Source organism: Roseateles koreensis (assembly GCF_028595305.1).
Lineage (GTDB): Bacteria > Pseudomonadota > Gammaproteobacteria > Burkholderiales > Burkholderiaceae_C > Paucibacter_A > Paucibacter_A koreensis.
Genome location: NZ_JAQQXS010000019.1, coordinates 37,261 through 63,278, shown reverse-complemented (window position 1 = coordinate 63,278; position 26,018 = coordinate 37,261). Strand labels below are relative to the sequence as shown.

Genomic DNA, 26,018 nt, shown 5'->3' with positions numbered 1-26,018 from the left:
ACAGGGAGAACGTTTGTGGAATTGAATGTCAACGATCAAGTGCAGGCCTTGCCTGCCCATGCCAGCGATCCCGCCATGCCCTTGTTGTGGGCGCTGCGCGATGGGTTGAACCTCACGGGCACCAAGTTCGGCTGCGGCATCGCGGCGTGCGGGGCCTGCACTGTGCATGTGGACGGGCAGGCCGTGCGCTCCTGTGTCACGCCGCTGTCGGCCGTTCAAGGGCGGCGCATTCACACCGTTGAAGCCCTGGGCAGCGAGGCCCACCCCCACGCACTGCAACTGGCGTGGCTGGCCGAACAGGTGCCGCAGTGTGGCTACTGCCAAAGCGGCATGCTGATGGCCGCGGCTGCCTTGTTGCAGAACAACCGTCATCCCACCGACGCCGATATCGACGCCGCCATGACCAACCTTTGCCGCTGCGGCACCTATCCGCGCGTGCGTGCCGCCATCAAACAGGCGGCTGCACAACGGGCGTCGGCCCCCCTGACCTCGACCGGAGCTCGCAAGTGAAGCGCCGCACCTTGTTGCTGAGCGGCCTGGGCGGCGCTACAGCCTTGCTGGTGGGCTGGGGCGCCATGCCGCCGCGCAGCCGTGTGGGTTCTGCCTCGGCCTGGGCCCTGGTGGGCGGCCACGTGGCCTTGAACGGCTGGATCAAGATCGATGCGGACAGCCACGTCATCCTGGCCATGAATCGCAGCGAAATGGGTCAGGGCGTGCACACCGCCCTGGCGCAATTGGTGGCCGAAGAATTGAATGTGCCCTTGCAGCAGGTGCGCCTGGAGCAAGCGGGTTACCAGTCTTTCTATGGCAACGTGGCCGCCATTGTCAGCAGCCTGCCGCTGGGGCCACGCAGCACCGAGCCCGGTCAGGAGACCCGCCCAGCACGTTTGAGCCGATGGCTGGTGGCCAAGGTGGCGCGCGAGTTGGGCATCAACCTGACTGGCGGCAGCAGCAGCGTGAGCGATGCCTGGGAGCCCTTGCGCTGGGCCGCAGCCACGGCGCGCCAGCAATTGCTGGTAGCCGCCTCGCTGCGCTGGAAGTTGCCCCTGGCTGAACTGAAGTTGGAGGCCGGCGTGGTCAGCCACGCCTCCGGTCCGCATGCCACCTTGGGCGAGCTGGCGCGTGAGGCCGCAGCCACTCCGCCCGGCGAGGTGCGGCTCAAGCCTGCAGCGCAATGGCAATTGCTGGGTCGGCCGGCTGCACGTTCGGACCTGCAGGCCAAGGTCAATGGCACGGCCCGGTTTGGCATTGACGTTCGCCAGCCCGGCCAGCTGTTTGCCGCCTTGCGGCACAGCCCCATCCTCGGGGGCAGCCCGGGGGTCATTCCCGTCAATGCCTTGCTGCAAATGCCGGGCGTGTTGCGGGTGGTGCAGCTGGGTACGCTGGCGGGCAGCGACGCCGCGGTGGCCGTGGTGGCGCAGAACAGCTGGCAGGCCTTGCGTGCGGTGCAGTCGCTCGACATGGCGTGGCAGCAACGCCCGGCCGGCGCGCTTGACACTGCAGTCATTGCGGCGGATCTAGCGGCCAAGGCACGGCAGGCGGCCCAGTCTGGCTTTGTATTTCAGTCGCAAGGGGATGCCGCCCTGGCGCTGGCCACCGCGCCCCGCAAAGTGGAGGCTCTGTATGAGGCGCCCTACTTGGCGCACGCCACCATGGAGCCCATGAATTGCACCGCTCAGGTCAAGGACGGGCACGTGACCCTGTGGGTGGGCACCCAGGTGCCGGGCCTGGCGCGTGCGGCGGCTGCCCGGGTGGCGGGTGTGCCTGAAGACGCGGTGACGCTGCACCAAACCTACCTCGGCGGCGGTTTTGGCCGGCGCTTGGATGTAGACCATGTGGCCCAGGCGGTGCGCGTGGCCATGGACACCGGTGGTGTGCCAGTGCAACTGCTGTGGTCGCGTGAAGAGGATATGACCCACGACTTCTATCGGCCGGCTGGCGCTGCTTTTCTGCAAGCGGGATTGGACGCGCAGGGCCAAGCCGTGGCTTGGCTGGCGGGCAGCGCGGGCGATGCCATTCAGCCGCGCTGGATGGAGCGGGTCCTGCCCGCCCTGGCCGGCCCGATCGACACGCCCGACAAGACCGCAAGCGAGGGCTTGTTCGACCACCCCTACGCCATTCCCCATCAGCGCATTGCGCACCAGGCCACGCGCAGCGGCGTGCCCATCGGCAATTGGCGCTCGGTGGGTCATTCGCACAACGCTTTTTTCACCGAGAGCTTTGTTGATGAACTGGCCCATGCTGCAGGGGCTGACCCGCTGGCCTATCGCCTGGGCCTGCTGGTCGGCCTGCCGCGCCATGCCGCTGTGTTGAAGCGGGCCGCCGAAGCAGCCGGTTGGGGCACGCCGCTGCCGCAGGGCGTGGCGCGCGGCTTGGCGCTGCACGAGAGTTTTGGCAGCATCAACGCCCAGGTCATGGAGGTGAGTTCGCAAGACGGGCGACCTCGCGTGCTGCGGGTGGTCAGCGTGCTGGACTGCGGGCAGGTGGTCAATCCCGGCATCGTGGCGCAGCAGCTGGAGAGCGCCGTGATCTTCGGTTTGAGCGCGGCGCTGTTTGGCCGCATCGACATCCAGGGCGGCGTTGTGCAGCAGCGCAGTTTTCCGGACTACCCGCTGTTGACGATGGCGCAGACACCGCGCATTGAAACCCATCTGTTGCCCAGCGAGCTGCCGCCCACCGGCGTGGGCGAGCCCGGTGTGCCGCCGGTGGCACCGGCCTTGGCTAACGCTTGGTTCGCGCTGACAGGAGAACGCCTGCGCCGCCTCCCGTTGAGCGCTGGAAAATGAAGTTCAGGCACTGACACCTCACGATGAATTCGATCTCTTCCACCCCATCGCCGGAGGCGATCGTCCAGGCGCAGCTCGACGCCTACAACGCCAAAGACCTGGAGGCGCTGCTGGCCATCTATGCCGATGACGCCGAGCAATTCGAACACCCCGCCACACTGCTGGCGCGCGGCACGGCGGCCCTGCGTGAGCGTTTTGCCGCACGCTTTACCGACCCCTTGGTGCATGCCACGCTGGTGAACCGCATCGTGGCGGGCGATCTGGTGATCGACCATGAGCGCATCCGCCGCAGTTTTCCCGAAGGCCCGGGGTCTATGGAGTTGGTGGCCTTGTATGCGGTGCAGGGGGGGCGTATCGCCCGGGCCTGGTTCGTTTTCGGGGCGATCACCCTGGACGCGGCTTGACAGCGAGCCGGCGACTGACCAAGCTTCTCACCGTGTGAGGAGAACGTTATGGATTGGTTTTCAGATGGCATGCGCCAGACCCATGTGGCCCTGGCCTGGTTCAGCGTCTTGCTGTTTCTGGTGCGGGGATTGGCGGTCCAGTTCGGCGCCAATTGGCCGCTGGACAGCCGCTTCAGCGTGCTGGTGTTTTGTGCCGATACCCTGTTGACCGTGACCGGCCTGAGCCTGTGGGTGCTGCTGTACTACTCACCGCTGCGTGATGCGTGGCTGGCACTCAAGCTGCTGGCGCTGGTCGGCTACACGGCCTGTGCCTATCTGGCGATGGGCAAAGGTGAATTCCGCAGCCTGGCCTATCTCTACGCGCTGCTGATGCTGGCGTACATGATGGGCGTGTCCTACACCCGCGAGCCGCTGCTGGGGTTGTGAGCGTGCAGTGTCTGGGCGGGGGCGTTCAAGCCGGGCCCCCGTGACCGTCACGCTGAAATCGGATGTGTTTTTGCTCGCGATGCCGCTGCGCATCGCCGTGCTTTGCGGCTGAGCCATCTTGCCCGCCGTTGCCGTTGCCGTTGCCGTTGCCGTTGCCTTGCTCGGCTTTCAGTGGCCCGTTGTGGCCATTAGCGCTTGTTGACTTGCCGTGCCTCACGCACCCAGTTTCTGACCGGCGCATCCAAACCGTCTGCGGGTTGATCTTCGATCGATAAGTTGCCCCGGTGCAACTCTGGGCCCGAGGCCTCTTGCCTGCGATCCCTTGGGAAGCCGAGGAGGGCGAGGCAAGCAACTGCACTGAAAATAATAGAGGTTCATTTGTATCACTTTAAAGACAACCCTCACTCGCGGGGATGGACGCCTTAAGGCCCGATCAATACACTCAAAATGCCAGATTTGATAATATCAAAATGTCACTTTCGACCCGCAAGAAATGAAAACGTGCCGACTCAGCGCGCCGCTGCCGCCATTCGTTGCAGATCGATAACTGCTATTAAAGGAACCCATCGTGATCAAAGCCCTGTTGGCCATGTCCATGGCCATTGCCTCGCTGTCAGCCCAGGCTGTCAACCTCACCCCCACCGCCATTCACAGCGGGAACATCCCCACCCGCAATGAATCCATCACGTTCTCGCTGTACGACGGCGATTGGGTTCCCTCGGTCACGCTGCCCCCATCCGGCCTGAGTGGTAACCAACTGATCATCAACAATCAGGCCACATTCGACACCAATGTCATGCTGGGCAACAGTGACGTGCCCATCACCAGCACCTCGTTGCGGCGCGGTGAAAGTATGCGCTTTGTGTTTGATGCCGCTGACCAGAAGTGGCATGCTGACTCGCTGACCTTGACGCCCAAAGGGATTCGTTCATCGGTCATTCCGGCCACGGCAAACAAGGTGACTCAATTCAAAATGGCCGACGGCGACTGGGTCGACACGGTGACATTGCCCACCCAGGGCCAGGACAACCAGTTGATGGTGGTCCGGTCCTCGGCCACCTACCCCTCGAAGATCAACACGGCCAACCTCTTGTTTGCCGGCACGACGACTATTCGTGCGGGTGACACCTATGTGTTTGTGTATCGATCCGGCGATCAACGCTGGGCGCCCTTGGCTACCCCTTCCCTGACGATGGGGCCGCGTCAATTTGGCAGTACGATTCCAACACCTGCCGCACCACTCACCAAGGTGGTGTACCAAAACGGCGATTGGACGGATTCAGTGACCCTGCCCGCCACCGCGGGAGACCGTGACAAGCTCATTTTGCAATCCTCGGCTGACTGGCGCACCAACGTGTCAACCGCGAACCGGCGCGACAAGGGCACGTTGAGTCTTGGCCTGACCGGTGCCCGCAAGTTGGAGTTCCTCTTCATCAAGGACAAGGGGTACTGGGTTTTGCAATCCGCCACGAACCCCACCTACGTGTCCCAGCAGCTGATCGGCGGCACCACCATTCCCGCGCCATATTCACCCGTGACGAGCTACGTTTCGGCGGACGGCAACTGGGTCAAGTCAGTTGTGCTGCCCACCTCCGGTCAACCTGGCGACAAGGTGATCGTGCGCAGCAGCGCAACATTTGGTTTCTCCGTGTCTGCCAACAGCCCGATGCAAGGATTTGCAACGCCCGTTCAAATCAATACCGGCGACACAGTTCGCTTTGTGCTGGACGCGAATCGACAGTGGCAGCGTGACACCGTTCTGGTCACCATGTTGTTGGCCTACAGCGATGAGGTGGCGCAGCAACTGGGCGTGCAGGCTGCACAAGCGCGCCAGCTTGAGAGCGTGCGCATGACGAACGAAGCCATGGAGAACTCCGGTGCGCAGTTGTATGTCAAGCCGGTCGGCTTTGTGCAGCGCTCCGTCCCGGGTACCGGTTTGGGTACGGTGCTGGCCGGAGCTCGCTCAGACACGGTCATCCAAACGGCACGAACCAATTTGGGCGCCGCTGCGGTTTACCATGACTCAACGGCGGATGGCTGTGGCGTGGCTTTCCTTGAGGGCTATCGCATGCGATTCAACATGGTGGCGTCTGGCTCGCTCAGCTGCGGCACCAACGTGATGCGCCATGAATTCGGCCACAACATGGGGCTGAACCATGGTGGCGCGACGGGCGATGGCGATGCCCCATTTGGCCGCGGCTTTGGTGGGGCCTCGACGGTGATGGCAGGCAACGGCAATCCGTTCTACTCCTCGCCCAATTTGTATACCTACGAGCTGGGTATCCGCATGGGCATCGAGAACGATACGGACGCTGTTCGCGCCATCAATATGCACGCGCCCTCTGCGGCAGCGCTGCGTTGATTCAGCCTGGAGATCGACGCCATGGCAACACCGAACCGTCTCACTTTGTTCGCCGGAGGTGTTGCCGTGCTGCTGGGTGGCCTGGTGTGGGTTAATCAAGCCGATCGGGCGTCGGCGCCTGTCGTGCCCACCAACGCACCGGGCGCATCGGCCGCTTCGGCGGCACTTGCTGCCCCGCAACCCGAGGCATTTCCGGGACTGGTACCGCAAACCAGTGCCAGCCCAACGACGGCCAAGGCGTCAACACTGAGCCTGGATCAGGCCCAGCAACGGCGGCCGCAGTCCCGGCTGGATCCGCAACTGTTTGCTGCCGGGGCGAAAAAAACGGCCGTGCTGGTGTTGGCGGACCCTGAAGTGGCCAAGGCCCATCTGTGGCCTGCGGCGCGTCAAAGTTTGATCCCAAACCGCCAGTTCGTTCAATTTGATCCATATGTGCTGGAAGCCCGGGAAGCCGAGCAACGTTTTGACTTGATGGTGCCGCAACTGGGGGTCACCTATCAGGCGGTCATCGATCTCGTGGAGGCCCGTGGCGACATCGTGCGCTGGCAGGGGCGGTTGACTGACGACAGCGGCGACGTGGGGCAGTTCTCATTCACGCAGACGCTGAGCGACCACTACACCATCGGTGCCATCAGCCTGCCGTTGGGGCGATTCAACATGGAGGCCAAAAATGGCTATGGCTGGATGCACAGTGAAGCCGATGGCTTTCAGTTGCCGGCAAACGGGCAAGATGTTTTGCACGATCACTGAACGCACGCGTTTGGCCCTGCTCTCCACCCGGGCGGCGTGCCTGCCCCGGTGCACACCAGCTGTTGTTCGGGTGGCTGCGCGACGGTGGGGTGCAGGCCTTGGGCGGGGTGCTGGCCTTCAAGTCCGCTGAGCCCGCTGCGTCGTCGCCCAACAATGGGCCCGCGCCGGCATCAGCGCGGCGCCGTGTCGCTGCCTCGCTGACCGATCAACCGTACCAGGGTGGCGCGCAGCTTGGGGGCGTCGATGGGCTTGGTGAGAAAGTCGTTCATGCCCGCCGACAAGGCTTCGTCGCGCTCGGACACCAGGGCGGCGGCGGTCAGGGCGATGATGGGCAATTCTTCTGCATTGAAGCGTTTGCGCACTTCCCGCGTGGCTTCGTGGCCGCCCATTACCGGCATTTGCACATCCATCAGCACTGCGTCAAACGGTTTGCCCATGCTGGCTGCGGCATGAATGGCTTCCACGGCCTGGCTGCCATTGCTGGCCTGTGAGACTTCCAAGCCCCATTGCTGCAACTGCGCCACGGCGATCATCATATTGACGGGGTGATCCTCCACCATCAGCACGCGCCGGCCCTGCAGGTCGCGGTTGTCGCCCGCCTCCCGGGGGCGGCTGCTGATCGGGGTGGCCGCCGCGGGCAAGGGCACTTCAGCCCAGAAGGTTGAGCCCTGGCCCTCCTGGCTTTCCAGCCCCACCTCGCCGCCCATCAAGGTCGCCAATTCGCGGCAGATGGACAGGCCCAGGCCGGTGCCGCCAAAGCGTCGGGTGGTGGATTCATCCGCCTGAGTGAAGGGCTGGAACAGGCGCTCGAACAAGGCCGGGGCGATGCCCGGGCCCGTGTCGGCAACTTCAAAGCGGACGTACTCGTTTTCCTTGGCCAGAACCCGCACCGAGACTGAGCCGGTGGGTGTGAACTTCAGCGCATTGCTCAGGTAGTTGCTGAGAATCTGCCGGATGCGGATCTGGTCGCCCACGACCCAGGGCGACACGGCCGCGTCGATCTGGATGTCAAAGCCCAGTCCACGCGCGTGGGCCAGCGTCAGGTAGGCCATGCGCATGGTCGACAGCATTTCACGCAGGGCGAAAGGGGCCGCTTCCAGCGTCAAGCGGCCGGCCTCGATCTTGGAGAGGTCGAGGATGTCCGAGATCAGCCCGGACAGACTTTCTGCACTGTCCAGCATTTGATCGAGGTATTCGCGCCGGGTGCCTGCCTCCAGGTCGGGTTTTTGCAGCATGCGCGCCAAGCCCAACAGGCCGTTCAATGGGGTGCGCAGTTCGTGGCTGGTATTGGCCAGGAAGGCGCTCTTGGCGCGGTTGGCCGCCTGCGCTTCGTCCTTGGCCTGGGCCAGGGCCGCTTCGACACGGCGTTTCTCCGTCACGTCTTCCATGATCCAGATCGTGCCGCCCTGACTCGGGTGGTGAGGGTCCACGGCCTTGGCCAGTAAGCGGCACAGGAAGGTGCTACCGTCGCGCCGCCGCATGGGCCGTTCAACCTCGACCTGCTCGCCCTGGACCAGGCGGGGGCCTAGCTCCTGGCCGATGGCGGCGTATTCGTCATCACTGGGCCAAACGATGCGGCCCGGCTGGCCCACCATGCCGCCCTTGGGCCAGCCAAACATGGTTTCCACCCAGCGATTGGCTTGGATGAAATGCTGATCGCGGGTGAGCGCGATGCCGATGGAGGCGTTTTCCAGGATGGCTTGATGCACCAGGCGTGAGCGCTCGGTTTCGGTGACGTCCCGGGCATTGATGACCAGAAACTGCTCGCCGTCCATCTCGAATGGCGCCGCTGACATCACCATCGAAATCGGTTGGCCCAAATTGTTGCGGAAGGTCACCGGCATGTCGTTGATCCGCCCCTGTTGGCGCACCGTCTCCACCACACGCGTGCGGTCGTTCAGGTCGTACCAGACGTTCAGTTCTTCCGCCGTGTGCCCCAAAACTTCTTCGATGGAGCGCCCAACCAGACGCTCGAAGGTTTTATTGACCATGGCGTATCGGCCAGTGTTTAACTCGGTCAACGTGATCACGTCGGGGCTGGTGGCGACGAGGTGCGACAGCAAGGCCTCGGAGCGTCGCAAGGCATCCTGGGCGCGGGATTGTTCGGTCTGGTCGATGAAAAAGCTCAGCGTGGCCGGACCATTCTCTGCCTCCACCCGTACGCTGGTGGCGTTGACCAACCGGCGCCGGCGGGAGAGCGTGCGCAGCCGATATTCCGTCATGGGCAGGATGGCGCCCACCGTCATCGATTCCATTTTTGTAGCGCTTTGGCGGGCTCGCTCATCGTCGCCTGGTTCGTAGTGCGAGAACAGGTCTTGCCCCACCATGCTGCTGCGCTGGGTGTAGCCGAACATCGCCATGGCGGCCGGGTTGGCATCGATCACCCGGCCCCAGCGGTGCAGCACCAGCGGTGAAGGCGAGCGGCGGAACAACTCCCGGTAGCGCGTCTCGGTGGCGTGAATCGCCTGTTCAGCCTGCACCTCATGGGTGACATCCCGGCCTACACCCCAGTACCCCCGAAAATTGCCGTGGGCATCAAAGCGGGGCTCGCCACTGATGGAGACGTAGCGCATATTGCCGTCCACACCTCGGCGGCGCATGACCAGGCCGTGGAAGGGGCGGTGCGTTTCCAGATCGGCCCGGTGGGCATCGGTGTCCTCGTCGGAGGCACTTTGTTCGCTCATGTCCCAGGGCGTTTTGCCCAAACGGGCCTGCAGGTCCAGGCCCGAGCGGCCGGGTTTGTCCTCGGCCACGTGGGTGAAGCGGAATTCGCGGTCCATTTCCCAGTACCAGTCGGCCGCCATGCTCAGCAGGCCGCGGAAACGGGCATTACGCTCATTGGCCTCGCGCGCGCCGCGCTCAACCACGCGCAGCAGTCCGACGCCGGTGAGCAAGCCCGTTAGCAGATTAACCAGGTGGGCAACTGCCCGAATGCCAACATCCTGGTTGCCCATGGGGCTGGTGGCCCACCCCTGCACCTCCGCCCAACTCATGCCCAGCAAGGCCAACGCGGCCATGCCGGTCAGCAACAAGCCCGCGCGCAGCCCCAACATGCCGGTGGTCAAGGCTGGCACCAGGCAGAGAATGGCCAGCGTGATGGAGTGCGTGCCCAAGCTGCGGGACACCGCAACGCTGATGGCCAGCGTCAACACGCCGATCATCAGCCACACCAGAGCCGGCTGCCCGAGGTGGCGTGGCAAGCGCCGGTAGGCCCCGGCGCAGCAAATCGCCAGGAACGCTGCCAGCGACGGCGGCAACCAGCCCCCCAGGGGCTCTTGTGGCGCGCGGATCAACACCAGAATGATGGCACCCACGCCAAGAAGCAGCGCGCCCATGCCCAGAATCAGTTTGACGGATCGCCAGCGAACACCTTGCTCCAGCCGCGACTGTTGGTCGGCGAGTGTCAGTTCCTGCCCGACCAGGCTGCTCAAATCGTCCTGCGTATCTGCTTTGCTCACTCCGCCCTCATCTCATCGCATGAATCGCTCGGTATTGAGCGGCTGTTGTGCAGTCAGGTCATCAAACGAGCCGCACCATGCGTGCACAAAGGGCGCAGGCTGACGAACCTGGGAGGCTGAAGTTTGTATGAGCCGGGCGATGGCGACCATCCGTACAGCGCCTGAAATCCGGTGTAATTCGGATTCAGGCTTGCGATACCGATGGAATTGCGCATTAGTTCTCGCTCCTCGGTCGCCCTTCATCGCCGCACGGCGACTCACCCGGATCAGGCTGCGCGTGCCCGGTTCAGCAGGGCACGGGTGTCCATGGCCACACGGCGGGCGGCAGCAGCAAAGTCGTCCCCGGCGCTGGCATAAAGCACCGCGCGGGACGAACTGACCATGATCGGCCCGCCTTGCCCACTGTTGGCTTCGGGGGCCGCCCGTCGCCAACCGGCTTTCACCGTGGCTTCGGCGTCACCGCCTTGCGCGCCCACGCCTGGAATCAACAGCGGCAGCGTTGGCGCCAACTCGCGCACCCGGGCGATTTCAGCGGGGAAGGTGGCCCCCACCACCAAGCCCAATTGGCCATTTTTGTTCCAGTCGGTTTGCGCCAGGCGCGCCAGATGCTCATAGAGCCGGGGCGTGCCGGGTACATCGGCCAGGCGCTGGTTCTGCCAATCGCTGCCGCCGGGGTTGGAGGTGCGGCACAGCAGAATGGCGCCCTTGTCCGGGTAGCGCAGATAGGGCTCGATGGAGTCAAAGCCCATGAAGGGCGAAAGCGTTACAGCGTCGGCCTGGTAGCGCTCGAAGGCTTCTTTGGCGTATTGCTCGGCGGTGCTGCCGATGTCGCCCCGTTTGGCGTCGAGAATCACCGGGACGTGCGGCGCCACGCGTTTGATGTGCGCCATCAACTGCTCCAACTGGCTTTCTGCGCGGTGGGCGGCGAAGTAGGCAATTTGCGGCTTGAAGGCGATGGCCAAGTCTTTGGTCGCGTCCACAATGGCGGCGCAAAAATCAAAAATGCGCCCGGCATCGCCCCGCCATGCCCCCGGGAATCTGGCCGGTTCCGGGTCCAGGCCGATGCAAAGCAGGGAGTCGTTGAGGGTTTCTGAGGCTTGCAGCTGCTGGATGAAATTCATGGGCGATGATGGCCATAGAGGCGGGCATGGAGGTGCCATATTGTCCGGGTTTTCTTCAAAGGGAGGTACCAAGCATGTTGGTATTGAAGACTGAACGACTGCGTCTGCGTTGGTTTGTACCGGAGGACGCGCCCCATGTGCTGGCGCAACTGACCGAACCGTCGTGGATCGTGAATATTCGTGACTCTGGCGTGCGGGATCTGCCCGCCGCCCGAGCTTGGATGGAAGAAAAGCTGTTTGCCGGCTACTGGTCGAGCGGCCTGGGCTTGTGGGCCGTTGAGCGGGCCAGCGACGGTGTTTTGCTGGGCATGTGCGGCCTGTTGCAGCGCGACTACCTCCCCGCACCGGACATCGGCTACGCTTTTTTACCCCGCTATTGGGGGCAAGGCTACGCCCGTGAAGCCGCAGCGGCCTGCATGGCCTACGCGCAAAACGTTTTGGGCCAGACGCGGTTGTATGCCACCACGGCGGTGGACAACACGCCCTCTCAAAATGTGCTGTTGAGCATTGGGTTTTTGTACCAAGAAGACCTGCTGCTGGACGGCCATGACGGCGTCACGCGCATGTTCTCCTGGGGCGGTAGAAGTACCGAACGCAGTGATGAGAGCCAGATCAAGGACATGTTGCAGCGCTTTTATCGCGCCTTCGACAACCGCGATGGCCGGGTGCCCAATGTGACGGCGCTGCCGTTTTGGATGCTGGGGCGGGCAGTCATTCATTTTGGGGATGAGCGCGGTGACTTGGCGGGCTTGGATCTGCCCACCTTCATGCGGCAGCGGGCCGAATTGCTAGGTCCACAAGGGGCTTGGCGCGAGTACGAGGAAAGTGTCAGTACCAAGCGGCTGGAGTTGCAGGGCCGGGTGGCGCATGTGTGGCTGCGCTGCCGCAAGTCCTGGCTCGATCAGGGCCATGTTCAGCACCGCGAAGGGGTCAAGTCCATCCAGTTGGTCAAGCAGGGTTCACACTGGAAGATTGCCGCCCTGGCCTGGGAAGATCGGCTTTGAAACAGCGGCCGAACCCGCCCCCCATCTGGGCTGAGAATGGCAGGGTTCGAGTTGAATGAGGAGGCTGAGGCCATGACGACGCAACCCACGGTCCGCATCTTGCTGGTTGAAGATGATGAGCGCCTGGCGCAATTGGTGGTGGAGGCTTTGCGCAAGGCCGGCTACGACGTGACGCATTGCATCAACGGACAGATGGGCGAGAGCCTGATGCTTGCCGAATTCTTTGACGTGATCTTGCTGGACGGGCATTTGCCTGGCAAAGACGGTTTTGACGTGTTGCGCGACACGCGCTCGCATGTCAGAGGACGCATCGTGATGCTGACCGCGCGCGACGATGACATCGATCAGGTACTGGGCCTGGAAGGTGGGGCCGATGACTACATCACCAAGCCGGTGGCTCCGCGCGTTTTGCTGGCACGCATCAAGGCGCTGCTGCGCCGCGATGGTTCGCACGCGCTGTCGGGGGACACCGACGAGATGGTGTTCGGGCCGCTGGTCATCAAGCGCGCCTCGCGCGATGTGCGCGTGAATGGCGAACCTGTGGAGCTGACAACGGCTGAATACGACCTGCTGATCTTCCTGGCCGAGCGGGCGGGCAGCACGGTGTCTCGTGACGACATCATGCAAGGGCTGCGGGGCATTGAATTCGACGGGCTGGACCGTGCCATCGACGCGCGCGTCTCGCGCTTGCGCAAGAAAATTGGCGACCAGCCGCAAGCCGCCGAACGGATCAAGACCGTGCGGGGACAGGGTTATCTGTTCGCGCCCGATTGATGGGGTGCAAGGGCTGGGGCCGCCAACAGCTGCCGATGAAGGAGGACGCATCCGTGCAGATGCAAGGTAAGACGCAAGGCCCCAAGCCCGCACCGTGGCGCAAAGCGGACTCCCCCATGACGCGGGTGGCCTTGGGCCTGGGGCTGGCCGCGCTGGCGCTGGTCTGGCTGATCCAGGGCCTGATGGGCTTGGCCGTGAACGGGGTGACCGACAACTATGTGCGGCGCTTCATGCGCGGCACGGTCGATATCTTGGTGAGTGAGTTGGCGCCTTTGTCGGTGGCTGAGCGGCAGGTCCGCATCCAGCAGCTGGACGAGAAGTTTTCCTACCCCGTCAGGCTGGTGTCCGGGGCTGAGTTGAGCGTTGCAGACCGGCGTGCTTTGGCGCGTGGCGAGTTGGTGGTGTTGGGCTTCAACCGCCGCATCTATGCCGCTCTGCCGCCCGCCGGCCCGGTGAAAGACGGTGCACCGATCTTGCGCCTGGGACCGCTGAATGACGAGGACGGGCAGCCCAATGTCATCAACCTGCCCCGTGAGGTGTGGATGCAATTATTGGCGGGCTTGAGCTTGGCCTTGGCGGTGTTTGCCCTGGCCGCGTGGATTTTGCGGCCGGTGTGGCGCGATATTCGCCGCTTGCAGATGGCGGCGGATGCCATGACGGAAGGCCGCTTCGAGCTCGCCATTGCCGAGCCGGAAAGTCGCTTGTTCGCGCCCATCGCTGCGGGCGCCCGTGCCACGCTGGAGCGCTTGGCCGCCGCGCTGGCGACCCAGCGTGAATTGACCGGCGCGGTCTCGCATGAATTGCGTACCCCGCTGGCGCGTTTGCGCTTCGCCATCGACGCTTTGGTGGAAGAAGACGATATGGCCCGGCGCGAATTGGCGGTGCAAGCCTGCGAGCGGGATCTGGATGAGCTCGATACCCTGATCGACGCCAGTCTCACCATTGCCCGGCTGGACATGGGGGCCTTGCAACTGCACTGTGAGCCGGGTGACCTGCAGGCGCTGCTGGCCCAGGAGGCCGCCAGTCTGGCACCGCTGTTGGAGGGCAAGCAGCTCAGCACCGATTTACGCCTGACGCGTCCGGTTCGCTTCGACGCGCGCCTGCTGCCTTACGCGTTGCGCAACGCCTTGCGCAATGCGGCCCGCCATGCGCAGCATCACATTGCGCTCTCGGCCTGGGTGGAGGGGGATCAGGTCAAACTTGTCGTTGAGGACGATGGCGAAGGCGTCCCCGAGGCGATGCGCGAGGCGGTGTTCGTGCCGTTCAAACGCCTGGACCGCGACAAGGAGCGCGGCAGCCGTGGCTTCGGCCTGGGCCTGGCCATCGTGCGCCGCGTCACCGAGGCCCATGGCGGACGGGCCCGCATGGGCGCCTCCTCGCAATGGGGGGGCGCTCGGTTGGAGATGAGCTGGCCCCTGGCGCCCGTGGATTGAGCTTAGATGCGCTGGGCCAGTTCAGCTGCCTTGCCGGTGTAGCTGCCGGGGGTCATGGCCAGCAGGCGGGTTTTTTCTGTTTCGGGAATTTCAAGCCCGGCGATGAAGGCGTGAATCGACTCGGCGGTGATGCGCTTGCCGCGGGTCAGTTCTTTCAGGCGCTCATAGGGGTTGGGCAGCGCGTAGCGGCGCATCACCGTCTGAATCGGCTCGGCCAGCACTTCCCAGGCGGCGTCAAGGTCTTCCGCCAAGCGGGCTTCATTGATTTCGAGCTTGTCCAGGCCCTTCAGCAAGGACTCATAGCCCAGCACTGCGTAGCCCAGTGCCACGCCCATATTGCGCAGCACGGTGGAGTCGGTGAGGTCGCGCTGCCAGCGGCTGATGGGCAGCTTTTGGCTCAAATGCGTCAACAAGGCGTTGGCCAGGCCGAAATTGCCTTCGGCGTTTTCGAAGTCGATCGGATTGACCTTGTGCGGCATCGTCGAGCTGCCGATTTCGCCGGCCTTGGTCCGCTGCTTGAAAAAGCCCAGCGAGACATAACCCCACACATCCCGTGACCAGTCGATCAGGATGGTGTTGGCGCGAGTCACGGCGTCGAACAGCTCGGCCATGTAGTCATGCGGCTCGATCTGGATGGTGTAGGGGTTGAAGCTCAGGCCCAGCTGGTTTTCGATGACACGCTGGCTGAACGCCTCCCAGTCAAACTCGGGCCAGGCGGACAGGTGGGCGTTGTAGTTGCCCACGGCCCCGTTCATTTTGGCCAGCAGCTTGACATCGGCAATGCGGGCGCGGGCAGTGCGCAGGCGCGCCACCACGTTGGCGATTTCCTTGCCCACGGTGGTGGGGCTGGCCGTTTGGCCATGGGTGCGGCTGAGCATGGGTACCTGGGCCAGCGTGTGTGCCATGTCGGTCAACTTGGCGGTGATGCGATCGATCGTGGGCAGCAGCACATCGGCGCGGGCGGCCTTCAACATCAGGCCGTGGCTGGTGTTGTTGATGTCTTCGCTGGTGCAGGCAAAGTGGACAAACTCGCCGGCCGCCTTCAACTCGGCACTCGCGTCAAAGCGCGCCTTCAACCAATACTCGACCGCCTTGACGTCGTGGTTGGTGGTTTTTTCGATCTCCTTGATGGCCAGTGCATCGGCTTCCGAGAAGCGTGCCACCAGGCCGCGCAGCAAACCGCGCGAAGCCTCGGTCAGCGGCTTGAACTCGGCGAACCCGGCGTCCGACAGGGCGATGAACCATTCCACCTCCACTTGGACACGACGGTGCATCAGCCCGTACTCCGACAGCAAAGGGCGCAGCGGGGCCACACGGGCGGCGTAGCGGCCGTCCAGGGGCGAGAGAGCGCTGATCGAGAAAGAGGCGGCGGCATTGTTCATGGCAGAGAGCGGCGGGAGCCGCTGGACAGTGGTGCGGGCAGGGAAAACCCGTCGATTTTAGCCGGTACGGGCCCGCTGGCGTCTTATCTTGCAGTTGCTGCAATTCGTGGGGCCCGTTCACAGTTGTTGTTGCCTGCCCTACAAACGGGCCCGTGTACAGATCAAAGTGCAACATGTGCCTCGCTAGAATGGCTTCAACAGGGACGATGTCAATAAAGCAATATGAAATTAATGGGTTCACTCACCAGCCCTTTCGTGCGCAAGGTGCGCATCGTGATGGCGGAGAAAAAGCTCGACTACCAGTTTCTGCTGGAAGACGTCTGGGCCAGTGATGCGATCCTCAAGATCAATCCGCTGGGCAAGGTGCCTTGCTTGGTGATGGAAGGGCAAGACACCATCGCCGGCGCGGTGTTTGATTCACGCGTTATCGTCGAGTACGTGGACACTCTGTCCCCGGTGGGCAAGCTGATTCCTGAACGTGGCCGCGAGCGCACCGAGGTGCGCACCTGGGAAGCGCTGGCCGACGGTGTGCTGGACGCTGGCGTGCTGGTTCGCCTGGAGCAAACTTGGCCCGAGCGCACGCAAGCCCAACGCAGCCAGGCCTGGGTCGACCGCCAACTGGGCAAGGTGATGGCCGGCCTGACGGCAATGAATCACGGCTTGGGCGAGAAGGTCTGGTGCTCCGGCAATCACTTTTCCCTGGCTGATATTGCGGTGGGTTGTGCGCTGGGCTGGCTGGACTTCCGCTTTCCGGATATCGACTGGCGCTCCGAGAATCCGCATCTGGCTCGGCATTTTGAGAAGCTGAGCACACGGCAAAGTTTTGTCGACACGGTGCCCCGTCTGGCCTGAAGACTGCGGCGAACGGCGAACGGCGGGCGGCGGGCGGCGTGTGTCCGCGCCAACTGGCCCTTGATGTCACTGAGGCTTTTGCCCTTCTTTATGCCATTCGCAGGCCGTGAAGTTTGCGGTAAACGCCGTGCACCGCGTGCTCGATCAGCTCAACCGCGCATTGCCACAGATGGGCAATTTCGGTGATGAGCAAACCCCGGGCTAGCAGGCTGAGCAAATGGCCTTCCCCGGCGTTCAGCGTGGGTGAGATGTCCGCCGCCTGCAGCGCGTCCGCTTGCGGCGCGGTGGCGTCGGCCCAAGGGCTGCGGTTCAGTCCAAAGGCTGTGAGGCACTCGCGGGCGATGCGGGGTGACATGCCGGCGCGTCCGTCCATCAGTGCCTGCAGGCAAGGCGTTAGATCGCGTTGGCCGGTCAAGCCTTCCACGCAATAGGCGCTGGCCCCCGCTTGCAGGGTGTTGAACAGCAGCAAATCGTCGGCGGAAGGGGTCAGGAGCAGGAGCTGAGGGCGTTTGGCCCAGCCTTGCATCTGCTGGGCCAGATGACAGACATGGCCGTCGATCAGGCGCAGATCGCAGGCCACCACATCGGGATCGAGTTCAGGAATTTGCGCCTCCGCAGTACGCAACTGCTCACTGGTGCCGCACAAATGCCAACCGGTCTTTTCAGACAGATGATCCTGGGCTTTGCGCAGAGACGGTTGACAGCGGCGGAGCAGAAATAGGGAGGGCATGCGACAAGGCCATGAAGACGCGTTTGATTCTGCAGCAAGTGCTAACTGTGACAATCCCTTGACCGGGTGGCCCGCTCCCCTTGAATGCGGGTCTTGCGCCCCGCTCAGCGCGCCAAACTGATTGAGATCGGCAACACGTTTTTTACGCCGCTTCTGGCTGTGGTGCAAAGCTGTGGGCCGACGCCATCGGCCAGTAGAGTTTGAATACATTGCCGGGCAACTCGCCGTTCAGCAGAGCGCCGGCTTGGGTGAAGGGCAGCAAATTGGACAGCAGGCGCACCTCATGCTTGCTGATACGGTGCACGATGTGCGCTGCGCCGATTTCACCCGGGTGCTGAAGTCCGGCGGCCTGTACCAACTCTTGCAAGGCGTGTAAGGTGTTTTGATGGAAGCTGTGCACGCGCTCTGCCTTGTCCGGTACGACCAGCGCTTGCTGGCGCAGCGGGTTTTGCGTGGTGACGCCGGTCGGGCAGTGCCCCGTGTGGCAACTCTGCGCCTGGATGCAGCCCAGCGCAAACATGAAACCGCGAGCCGAGTTGCACCAATCCGCGCCCAGCGCCATCATGCGTGCGATGTCGAAGGCGCTGATCACTTTGCCGGCGCAGCCCAGCTTGATGCGGTCGCGTAGATTCAGTCCAACCAGGGTGTTATGCACCAGTAACAGGCCCTCTTGCAGTGGTGCCCCCACGTGGTCGGTGAACTCCAGCGGTGCGGCGCCTGTGCCGCCCTCGGCACCGTCGATCACAATGAAATCCGGGGTGATGCCGGTTTCCAGCATCGCTTTGCAGACGGCAAACCATTCCCAGGGATGGCCGATGCAGAGCTTGAAGCCCGTGGGTTTGTCGCCAGACAGTTCACGCAGGCGTTGAATGAAATGCAGCATCTCGATGGGGGTCGAGAAAGCGCTGTGCGCTGCGGGCGAAATGCAGGCTTGGCCCACCGGAACTCCGCGGGCTTGTGCAATTTCTGCCGTCACCTTGGGGCCGGGCAACACGCCGCCGTGGCCTGGCTTTGCGCCTTGGCTGAGCTTGAGTTCGATCAGCTTGACCTGCGGGTCGCGGGCGTTGGCCTGAAAGCGTTCGGGGTTGAAGCTGCCGTCTTCATTGCGGCAGCCGAAATAGCCGGAGCCAATCTCCCAGATCAGGTCTCCGCCGTTTTTGCGGTGGTGCACGCTGATCGAGCCTTCTCCGGTGTCATGCGCAAAGCCGCCGAGCTTGGCACCCGCGTTGAGCGCAAGAATGGCGTTTGCGCTCAGGGCGCCGAAGCTCATGGCCGAGATGTTGAACACACTCGCTTCATAGGGCTGCGCGCGTGCCGCGCCAATGGTGATGCGGAAGTCGTGTGAGTTGAGCCGGGTGGGCGCCAGCGAATGGTTGATCCACTCATAACCCTCTGCACCGACGTCAAGCTGTGTGCCGAAGGGGCGGTTGTCGGGGTCGCCCTTGGCGCGTTGGTAGACGATGGAGCGTTGCTGGCGGGAGAACGGCGCCGCCTCGTTGTCGCTTTCCAGAAAGTACTGGCGAATCTCGGGCCGGATGAACTCCAGCATGAACCGCAAATGGCCGATCACCGGGTAGTTGCGCAAAATGGCCCGCTTGGTTTGCTGCACATCCAACCAGCCCAGCAGGCTGAGCCCGCCAAAGGCCAGCAAGGCCAGCAATTCACCGCTGAACAGCTTGCGGTTTACAAGCCATGCGAGCGCGCTGAACAGTGTGGCAACAAGACACAGCAACCAAGTGCTGTAGCGGATGGGGAAGCGGTTGTCCAGACGGGTCAGCCATTGGGGCATGTGTGCACTCCAAGTATTTTGGTCGTTATGGTATGCGCAGTGGTGCGGACTCCGGGTGACCGCAGCTTGGTGCAAACCCCCTGCCATGTCTTTTGGTAGGGGTGGGCGCTTCCTGCACAATCAGCACTCATCGAGCAATCAAATGACGAGGCGGAGACTGTTTATGGGCGTCAAAAGCATCTTTTCAGGCCTTTGGTGGGCGCTTCGCAAGCTGTGGTGGGCGCTGGACGCCGGCCGCCGCGTCATTTTGAACCTGCTGCTATTGCTCATCTTGATGGGCTTGGTGGCCGGCATGGTGAGCCGGGGTCCCAAGCCTTTGCAGGATAAAACCGCCCTGGTGCTGAATTTGCAAGGTCCGCTGGTGGAGCAATTCTCTGGTTCGCCGCGTGACACCGCGGTGGCGCAATTGCGCGGCACCCGGCAGAAGCAGACCCGTTTGCGGGATGTGCTAGCGGTGCTGGACACCGCCGCCAAAGATCCAAAAATCAGCATCCTGGTGCTGGACCTGGATGAATTCGACGGTGGCGGTATGGTCGGCCTGGGTGAAGTCGCAGAGGCCGTGGACCGCTTCAAGGCCAGCGGCAAGTCGGTGCTGGCCTATGGGGACAGCTACAACCAGCGGGGTTACTTCTTGGCCGCTCGGGCCAATGAGATCTACCTGCACCCCATGGGCATGGTGATGATCGAGGGCTTTGGCCGCTATCGCACGTATTACAAAGATGCGCTGGACCGCCTGGGTGTCAGCGCCAATGTGCTGCGCGTGGGGGCCTTCAAGAATGCGGCCGAGCCCTACTTCGCCAACGCGCCGTCACCCGCTGCACTGGAGGCTGAGAGTTATCTCTACGGCGACCTCTGGGCGCGCTATACCGCCACGGTGGAGGCGGCCCGCAAATTGCCCAAGGGCGCCATCGCGCAGGGCATCGAGCATCTGCCGGATGCGCTTGCCGCCGTGAAGGGCGACACCGCCAAGCTGGCGCTGCAGGGCAAGTTGATTGACGGCATCAAAACCCGCGATGAAGTGCGTGAATTGTTGATGGCGCGTGGCGTCAAAGACGACAAGGGCAAGAGCTATCGCCGTATCACTTATGACGAATACCTGGCCTATGTGAAGCCCGCCGCGCCGCATGGCCCGGCCGTGGGTGTGGTGGTTGCTGAAGGCGAGATCATCGATGGCGACGCGGCAGCCGGGCGAATCGGCGGGGACTCAACGGCGCGGCAGATTCGCCAGGCGCGGGAAGACGATCAGATCAAGGCCATTGTCTTGCGCGTTAATTCACCCGGCGGCAGTGCCTTTGCTTCAGAGATCGTGCGCCGCGAGTTGGAGCTCACCCGCAAGGCGGGCAAGCCGGTGGTGATCTCTATGGGCGATGTGGCGGCGTCGGGCGGCTACTGGATCTCCATGGCCTCTGACGCGGTGATTGCCGCACCCAGCACCATCACGGGCTCGATCGGCGTGTTTGGCATGTTGCCCACGGCGGACAAGTTGCTGGACAAACTGTCCATTCACACCGGCGGCTACACCAGCACCTGGTTGGCGGGTGGCTTCGACCCGCGCCGGCCGTTGGACCCCCGCATGGCCACCAGCGTACAACTGGGCATCAACCACATCTACGACGAGTTCACCAGCAAGGCCGCGGCTGCGCGCAAGAAAACCGTGGCTGAAATTGATGCCGTGGCGCAAGGCCGCGTCTGGACCGGTGCGCAAGCCAAAGAGCGGGGCCTGATTGACCGTCTGGGCAGCTATGACGATGCCATTCAGTCCGCTGCGAAGTTGGCCAAACTCGACGGCAAGCCGCGCGTGAGCTATGTCGAACGCGAGATGGGCCGCCTGGAGCGCCTGCTCGCCAGCCTGGACGACGTGATGGCGCCCTCGCTGGCAGCCGCAGTACATGCCGAGTTGGGCTTCACGCCGCCCAAGGCCCTTCGGCAAGTGCAGAGCGACCTGGCTTTTGCGGCCGAACTCAGCGAAGGCCGCAAGCCCTTCTCCGCGGTGGTGCATTGTCTGTGCCTCGCCCCCTGATTTTGGCGGCGATATAATTTGCCTCACAGCGCTGATTTGTTCCGAATTGCGGGCGCTTTAGAAAAACAGCTAAAGAGGGACTCCGAGACCGGCGTCCGCTTTTGCGGAGCCGGTTTTTTGTTTCTGGAGGTTTCACAGTGACGCTTGGACAGATCGGAGTCGTCCGCCCGCAGCGCATGCGTTTCACCACGCCATTGCCCTTGCGCAGCGGCGCGCAGTTGGCGCAGTACGAGTTGGTGTTTGAAACCTACGGGCAGCTCAACGCGCGGCGAGACAACGCCGTGCTGGTGTGCCACGCGCTCAACGCCAGCCACCATCTGGCGGGCACATATGAGGGTGAAGACAAGAGCGAGGGGTGGTGGGACAACCTGATCGGCCCCGGCAAGCCTTTGGACACCGACAAGTTTTTCGTCATTGGCATTAACAACTTGGGTTCGTGCTTTGGCTCGACGGGGCCGATGCATGTGAACCCTGAGACGGGGCGCATTTACGGTGCCGACTTCCCGGTGGTCACCGTGCAGGACTGGGTCGATGCGCAGGCCCGCGTGGTCGAGGCCTTGGGCATCACCCAGCTGGCGGCGGTGCTGGGTGGCTCGCTGGGCGGCATGCAGGCGCTGGATTGGTCTCTGCGTTATCCCGACCGGCTGCGGCATTGCATTGCCATTGCCACGGCGCCGAGCTTGTCCGCGCAGAACATTGCTTTTAATGAGGTGGCACGTCGTGCCATCATCACCGACCCTGACTTCCACGGCGGGCACTTCTATGCCCAGGGCGTGGTGCCTAAGCGCGGCCTGCGGGTGGCGCGCATGATTGGCCACATCACCTATTTGAGCGATGACGTGATGGAGCAGAAGTTCGGCCGCCAGATGCGTGCCGCCGAGCTGGGTTACAGCACGCAAGACATTGAGTTTCAGATCGAAAGCTATCTGCGTCATCAGGGCGACAAGTTCAGCAATTACTTCGATGCCAACACCTATTTGCTGATCACGCGGGCGCTCGACTATTTTGATCCAGCGCGCGAGCACGGCGGTGATTTGAGCCGCACCTTTGCCAGCGCCACCTGCAAGTTTCTCTTGACCAGTTTTTCGACCGATTGGCGCTTCTCGCCCGCGCGCTCGCGGGAGATCGTCAAGGCCTTGCTCGACAACAAGCTGGACGTGTCGTATGCCGAAATCGATGCCCCGCATGGTCACGATGCTTTTTTGCTCGACGACCCGCGCTACCACGGCCTGCTGCGCGCTTACTTTGAGCGCATTGCCCAAGCATTCGAGGAGGCTGCGCCATGAGCAGCAGTGACAGCGTTTTGCGGCAAGTGGCCGCCTTGGTGCCCGAGGGCTCGCGCGTGCTCGACCTGGGTTGTGGCACAGGTGCCTTGCTGGACTATCTTCAAAAGCACCGCGGTTGTACCGGCTACGGCGTTGAGCTGGATGATGCCAATCTGCTGGCCTGTGCGCGCCGCGGGGTGAATGTGATCCAGCTCAATCTGGAGGACGGGCTGAGCATCTTTGAAGACCAGAGCTTTGACGTGGTCCTGCAGTTGGAGACCCTGCAGCATTTGCGCAATACCGAGCAGATGTTGCGCGAGACGGCGCGGGTTGGTCGCATCGGCATTGTCAGTTTCCCCAACTTTGCCCACTGGCCCAACCGCCTGCAGGTGATGCTGGGCCGCATGCCGGTGACGCGGGTGCTGCCTTACGAGTGGTACGACACGCCCAATATCCGCGTCGGCACCTACGCCGACTTCGAGGTCTTGGCGCGCAAGAATCGCCTGCGCGTGCTGGACAGCTTTGGCATCCAGAACGGCCGTGCAGTTCGGTATGCCCCCAACCTGCTCGCAAGCATGGCGGTTTTTAAATTTGACCGTGGGTGAGTGACGGAGTATTTGAACTGGCCTGGCGAGGCAATGCCATCCGCCTAAAACGGGGTAGACCTGCTACGCTGTCGGCGGGCAAGCAGAGCGGCAGTGGCAATGAATGTTTCGCGGTCAACAGCGTCAGCGCATGGCGGGCAAAGCGGGCACAAGCAGGCCAGGCTTTTCAGCTGGAGTCTGGGTCTTTGTATGGCCGCGGTTTTGTGCGGCGGCGCGTCAGCATGGGGGGAGTGCAGCCGCACGATCCGTGTACCCGTGGCGCCCACGGGCTTCAATGTGCTGGTGCAGCACGACAAGGTGGAGGGAGTCTATCCCGAGCTGTTGCGGCGTTTGGGCAGCGCGCAGCATTGTGAGTTCGTGTTCCCCATTGTTCCGCGAGCCCGATTGGCGATGATGTTTTTCGAGACTCAGGAAGCCGATCTGTTTGTGCCGGCTTCACGCAATGCGGAGCGCGACGCCAAAGCCGAATTTGTGCCCATGCTCAAACTCACGCCAGCGTTGATCATGCTGGGCCAACGGCCCGACTTGGTGAGCGATGTACCCGCCCTGCTGGCCAAGAAGACCTGGCGCGGCGCCATGGTGCGCAGTTACAGCTGGGGGGATGAATACGAGGCCTTGCTGCGGCAACTGCAAAGCGAAAAGCGTGTGGACTTTGTGAGCGATTTACGCACCGTCGGGCAGATGCTGCGCACGGGGCGGGTTGATTTCACCATCCTGCCACCCACCCTGCTGTATTCGGCACTGTCGCTGGGGGCGGATGGCAGCCTGGAGAACGGCAACTCGGCGCCGCCTTGGGGATTCGCGCGGGAGTTCCAGTTCATGCCTTTGCAGGGCTTGCCTCGCTCGGTGGTCGGGGCTTACTTGTCGCGGCAAACCTTGAGCCCTGCCGACCAGCAATTCCTGCGTGAGGCCCTCACCCGAGCCGCGCAGGATGGCAGCTTGCTGCACAACCTGCAGCGTTACTACCCGCCAGAGGTGCTGAGGCAGGACGTGCAGATCAATTAGGGGGTCAAAAGGGCAAGGGGCCAGGGTTTGGCGGGCCTACTCTTTGCGGATGGTTTGGCCCGCGTCTTCGTCGCTTTCGTCGTTCTTGAATTCACCTTCCCAGCGGTCGCCGTTGGCCCAGTAGTAAATGCCTTTGCCATGCTTGAGGCCATTCAGCCAGGCGCCAACATAGTGTTCGCCTGACTTCCAAAAATAGCTGCCCTGGCCTTGCGATTTGCCTTGTTCGAAATCGCCTTCATAACGGTCACCGTTGGCGTACAACAAGCTGCCTTTGCCCTGGGGCTGGCCGTTTGCCATACCGCCCTCGTAGCGGTTGCCGTTGGCATAACGCAATACGCCCCGACCCTGGGGATGATCGTTCACCCAGTCGCCCTCGAAGGTCTGGCTATTGGCCCAGCGAAAGGTGCCGCGTCCGTTCGGCAGGCTGTGCAGGACCTGGCCCTTGTAGACATCGCCGTTGGAGAAGTTCATTTGACCCTCGCCTTCGGGCACGCCATCAATCACCTGGCCCTCCCATTGGTTGCCGTTGGCGAAGCGCATCAGTCCCTGGCCGGTCGCGTGGTCTTGCACCCAATCACCCACATAGCGCTGGCCGTTGGCCCAGATGAACTCACCGCGCCCTTGGCGCACGCTGTGGAGCAGCGGGCCGATATATACGTCGCCATTGGCCCATTCGACCCGGCCGGTGCCGCTGACGACCTGGCCGGGTTCGCGCACGAAGCGGCCCAGATAGCGGGTGTCGCCGGTGCGGATGTCCATATCGGTGCTGGGCAGGGTGGGTGCTGCTGTAGCGGGTGTTGTGGAGGCTTCTGGTGCGCCTGCCGGCGTTTGCGGAGCCGCTGGCACGGCGCCTGTGGCGGTGGAGGATGGGACTTCCACCGCTGCGGCGGCTGCGGCAGTGACTGTTTTGAGCAGGGCGTTGGCGGGGGGTGCTGAGGCCGTACCAGCGGGTGGGCGGGCAGACGGGCGGGCCACCGAGGCGGCGGGCATCGGCGCCGTGCTGACCCAGGGCGTGCCGCGCTCGCGGGCCAGGGCTTGTGCATTGTTCGCGGCCAACTCCTGTGCGCTGCCCTTGCACTGGCTGGCGGCCTGGTGCCACAGGGTTTCAGCGATTTGCGATTGCTGTTGGCGGTCCGCCAGCGTCAGCCCTGCGGCGGTATTGCGAAATTTTTGGGTGGTGTCACGGGCGCGGTCAAACAAGGGGGCGCAGTGTTCGGCGTTGTGGGCATCGACCTCGGCTTGTTCCCGGCGTTGCTGGGCCAGCTGCTGTTGGCTACCGGTGCATTGTTCGGCCGCCAATTCCCACATGGTTTCGGCCTTGGCGTACAGCGAGGCGGCTTCGGGCCAGCGCCGATCGCCAAAGGCTTGGCGGGCGAGGTCTTGCAGGGCTGCGGCATCGCGGTGGGAGGTCTCACATTGTGAGCCGGCAGACAGGCGCTCTGCCACGGCGGCGCGTTGTATTTGGAGGTCGGCCAAATTGCGCTGCGCGCGCTCAAGGGCCCGTCCTTCGCACCCCGCTACGCCTTGGGTCCAGAGTTGAATCGCGTCGTCCAGTAACTGTGCCTGGTGCTCTAGGTCTTTGTTGAGCGAGCGCGCCAAGGCGGCGCGGAGATCGGCCGACATGGCCTTGGCGGTCAGCAAGGTGCAACTCAACGGGGGGGCCGCGGAGGCTGCTGCGTCGGGCGTTGCTGATGAGCTGGACGTTGCCGATGCGGCCGTGGCTGCAGGCGTTGGGGGCGCCGCAACAGGCTGGGCCTGAGCGGGCAGGGCCAGTCCCAGCAACGGAACAACAAGCCAGAGCGCGGTGCGGAGTCGGGGCTTCAAGATGGGGGCAATCCTCGTGGGGCAAACG

Annotated in this window: 20 protein-coding genes and 1 riboswitch; of the genes, 14 read left to right on the top strand and 6 right to left on the bottom strand. The window is 63.2% G+C overall.

What is annotated here, in order from left to right; all coding sequences use genetic code 11:
- The first annotated feature begins 15 nt into the window (after positions 1-15).
- The 6 genes from PRZ01_RS17780 (at position 16) to cpaB (ending at position 6,728) form a co-directional block, all read left to right on the top strand.
- Positions 16-510 (top strand): (2Fe-2S)-binding protein, encoded by a 495-nt coding sequence (locus PRZ01_RS17780; RefSeq protein ID WP_273598183.1) that lies wholly within the window; start codon positions 16-18, stop codon positions 508-510.
- Positions 507-2,786, top strand: a complete 2,280-nt coding sequence (locus tag PRZ01_RS17775; RefSeq protein WP_273598182.1) for a xanthine dehydrogenase family protein molybdopterin-binding subunit — start codon at positions 507-509, stop codon at positions 2,784-2,786. The genes PRZ01_RS17780 and PRZ01_RS17775 overlap by 4 nt, the downstream gene beginning before the upstream one ends.
- 23 nt (positions 2,787-2,809) lie before the next feature.
- Entirely contained in the window at positions 2,810-3,190 is a 381-nt protein-coding gene (locus tag PRZ01_RS17770; protein WP_273598181.1) for a nuclear transport factor 2 family protein, read from the top strand.
- Positions 3,191-3,238: 48 nt separating this feature from the next.
- The gene (locus tag PRZ01_RS17765) at positions 3,239-3,616 is read left to right on the top strand and encodes a SirB2 family protein (RefSeq protein WP_273598180.1); all 378 of its coding nucleotides are present in this window, start codon (positions 3,239-3,241) and stop codon (positions 3,614-3,616) included.
- 568 nt (positions 3,617-4,184) lie between these two features.
- Positions 4,185-5,978 carry a zinc-dependent metalloprotease family protein gene (locus PRZ01_RS19275; protein WP_273598179.1) on the top strand — a complete coding sequence of 598 codons (1,794 nt, stop codon included), beginning with the start codon at positions 4,185-4,187 and terminating at the stop codon, positions 5,976-5,978.
- 21 nt (positions 5,979-5,999) lie between these two features.
- Positions 6,000-6,728, top strand: a complete 729-nt coding sequence (gene cpaB / locus PRZ01_RS17755; RefSeq protein ID WP_273598178.1) for a metalloprotease secretion chaperone CpaB — start codon at positions 6,000-6,002, stop codon at positions 6,726-6,728.
- Between the two features lie 170 nt (positions 6,729-6,898).
- Here the strand turns inward: cpaB and PRZ01_RS17750 are convergent, their stop codons facing one another.
- Positions 6,899-10,186 carry a PAS domain S-box protein gene (locus tag PRZ01_RS17750; protein WP_273598177.1) on the bottom strand — a complete coding sequence of 1,096 codons (3,288 nt, stop codon included), beginning with the start codon at positions 10,184-10,186 and terminating at the stop codon, positions 6,899-6,901.
- 266 nt (positions 10,187-10,452) lie between these two features.
- Positions 10,453-11,307, bottom strand: a complete 855-nt coding sequence (pyrF, locus tag PRZ01_RS17745; RefSeq protein ID WP_273598176.1) for an orotidine-5'-phosphate decarboxylase — start codon at positions 11,305-11,307, stop codon at positions 10,453-10,455.
- A 74-nt stretch (positions 11,308-11,381) separates the two neighbouring features.
- On the opposite strand from pyrF, the gene PRZ01_RS17740 reads away from it, so the two are divergent.
- The 3 genes from PRZ01_RS17740 (at position 11,382) to PRZ01_RS17730 (ending at position 14,518) form a co-directional block, all read left to right on the top strand.
- Positions 11,382-12,311, top strand: coding sequence for a GNAT family N-acetyltransferase (locus tag PRZ01_RS17740; RefSeq protein WP_273598175.1), 930 nt, complete (start codon positions 11,382-11,384; stop codon positions 12,309-12,311).
- A gap of 72 nt (positions 12,312-12,383) precedes the next feature.
- Positions 12,384-13,085: a response regulator transcription factor gene (locus tag PRZ01_RS17735; protein ID WP_273598174.1), complete on the top strand. Its 702-nt coding sequence runs from the start codon at positions 12,384-12,386 to the stop codon at positions 13,083-13,085.
- Between the two features lie 59 nt (positions 13,086-13,144).
- Entirely contained in the window at positions 13,145-14,518 is a 1,374-nt protein-coding gene (locus PRZ01_RS17730; protein WP_273598192.1) for an ATP-binding protein, read from the top strand.
- Between the two features lie 2 nt (positions 14,519-14,520).
- Here PRZ01_RS17730 and purB read toward each other — a convergent pair whose 3' ends face one another.
- Positions 14,521-15,900: an adenylosuccinate lyase gene (purB, locus tag PRZ01_RS17725; RefSeq protein ID WP_273598173.1), complete on the bottom strand. Its 1,380-nt coding sequence runs from the start codon at positions 15,898-15,900 to the stop codon at positions 14,521-14,523.
- A gap of 222 nt (positions 15,901-16,122) precedes the next feature.
- Here purB and PRZ01_RS17720 point away from each other — a divergent pair, with 222 nt between their 5' ends.
- A complete protein-coding gene (locus PRZ01_RS17720; protein ID WP_273598172.1) occupies positions 16,123-16,752 on the top strand; it encodes a glutathione S-transferase family protein in 630 nt (209 codons plus the stop codon).
- Positions 16,753-16,840: 88 nt separating this feature from the next.
- On the opposite strand, the gene PRZ01_RS17715 is transcribed toward PRZ01_RS17720, so the two are convergent.
- Both PRZ01_RS17715 and PRZ01_RS17710 read right to left on the bottom strand, forming a co-directional pair.
- Complete coding sequence (locus tag PRZ01_RS17715; RefSeq protein WP_273598171.1) at positions 16,841-17,482, bottom strand: ANTAR domain-containing protein; 642 nt, start codon at positions 17,480-17,482, stop codon at positions 16,841-16,843.
- A gap of 142 nt (positions 17,483-17,624) precedes the next feature.
- On the bottom strand, positions 17,625-19,271 hold the full coding sequence (locus tag PRZ01_RS17710; RefSeq protein WP_273598170.1) for an FMN-binding glutamate synthase family protein: 1,647 nt from the start codon (positions 19,269-19,271) through the stop codon (positions 17,625-17,627).
- A 163-nt stretch (positions 19,272-19,434) separates the two neighbouring features.
- Here PRZ01_RS17710 and sppA point away from each other — a divergent pair, with 163 nt between their 5' ends.
- The 4 genes from sppA to PRZ01_RS17690 all read left to right on the top strand — a co-directional run bounded on the left by sppA (position 19,435) and on the right by PRZ01_RS17690 (position 24,166).
- Positions 19,435-21,291: a signal peptide peptidase SppA gene (sppA, locus tag PRZ01_RS17705; RefSeq protein WP_273598169.1), complete on the top strand. Its 1,857-nt coding sequence runs from the start codon at positions 19,435-19,437 to the stop codon at positions 21,289-21,291.
- 18 nt (positions 21,292-21,309) lie between these two features.
- A riboswitch (SAM riboswitch) is annotated at positions 21,310-21,385 on the top strand.
- A 43-nt stretch (positions 21,386-21,428) separates the two neighbouring features.
- Complete coding sequence (gene metX / locus PRZ01_RS17700; protein ID WP_273598168.1) at positions 21,429-22,577, top strand: homoserine O-succinyltransferase MetX; 1,149 nt, start codon at positions 21,429-21,431, stop codon at positions 22,575-22,577.
- Positions 22,574-23,161, top strand: coding sequence for a methionine biosynthesis protein MetW (gene metW, locus PRZ01_RS17695; protein WP_273598167.1), 588 nt, complete (start codon positions 22,574-22,576; stop codon positions 23,159-23,161). Before metX ends, metW begins: the two co-directional genes overlap by 4 nt.
- A 189-nt stretch (positions 23,162-23,350) precedes the next feature.
- Positions 23,351-24,166, top strand: coding sequence for a type 2 periplasmic-binding domain-containing protein (locus PRZ01_RS17690; RefSeq protein WP_273598166.1), 816 nt, complete (start codon positions 23,351-23,353; stop codon positions 24,164-24,166).
- A 36-nt stretch (positions 24,167-24,202) separates the two neighbouring features.
- On the opposite strand, the gene PRZ01_RS17685 is transcribed toward PRZ01_RS17690, so the two are convergent.
- The gene (locus PRZ01_RS17685) at positions 24,203-25,990 is read right to left on the bottom strand and encodes a hypothetical protein (RefSeq protein ID WP_273598165.1); all 1,788 of its coding nucleotides are present in this window, start codon (positions 25,988-25,990) and stop codon (positions 24,203-24,205) included.
- Between the last annotated feature and the right edge of the window lie 28 nt (positions 25,991-26,018).

Coding starts and splice junctions, on each gene's coding strand:
- PRZ01_RS17740 (WP_273598175.1), top strand. CDS start 11,382: ATGTTGGTATTGAAGACTGAACGACTGCGTCTGCGTTGGTTTGTACCG.
- PRZ01_RS17730 (WP_273598192.1), top strand. CDS start 13,145: ATGCAAGGTAAGACGCAAGGCCCCAAGCCCGCACCGTGGCGCAAAGCG.
- PRZ01_RS17715 (WP_273598171.1), bottom strand. CDS start 17,482: ATGCCCTCCCTATTTCTGCTCCGCCGCTGTCAACCGTCTCTGCGCAAA.
- PRZ01_RS17690 (WP_273598166.1), top strand. CDS start 23,351: ATGGCCGCGGTTTTGTGCGGCGGCGCGTCAGCATGGGGGGAGTGCAGC.
- PRZ01_RS17770 (WP_273598181.1), top strand. CDS start 2,810: ATGAATTCGATCTCTTCCACCCCATCGCCGGAGGCGATCGTCCAGGCG.
- pyrF (WP_273598176.1), bottom strand. CDS start 11,307: ATGAATTTCATCCAGCAGCTGCAAGCCTCAGAAACCCTCAACGACTCC.
- PRZ01_RS17765 (WP_273598180.1), top strand. CDS start 3,239: ATGGATTGGTTTTCAGATGGCATGCGCCAGACCCATGTGGCCCTGGCC.
- PRZ01_RS17710 (WP_273598170.1), bottom strand. CDS start 19,271: ATGCCCCAATGGCTGACCCGTCTGGACAACCGCTTCCCCATCCGCTAC.
- PRZ01_RS17720 (WP_273598172.1), top strand. CDS start 16,123: ATGAAATTAATGGGTTCACTCACCAGCCCTTTCGTGCGCAAGGTGCGC.
- PRZ01_RS17735 (WP_273598174.1), top strand. CDS start 12,384: ATGACGACGCAACCCACGGTCCGCATCTTGCTGGTTGAAGATGATGAG.
- purB (WP_273598173.1), bottom strand. CDS start 15,900: ATGAACAATGCCGCCGCCTCTTTCTCGATCAGCGCTCTCTCGCCCCTG.
- cpaB (WP_273598178.1), top strand. CDS start 6,000: ATGGCAACACCGAACCGTCTCACTTTGTTCGCCGGAGGTGTTGCCGTG.
- sppA (WP_273598169.1), top strand. CDS start 19,435: ATGGGCGTCAAAAGCATCTTTTCAGGCCTTTGGTGGGCGCTTCGCAAG.
- metW (WP_273598167.1), top strand. CDS start 22,574: ATGAGCAGCAGTGACAGCGTTTTGCGGCAAGTGGCCGCCTTGGTGCCC.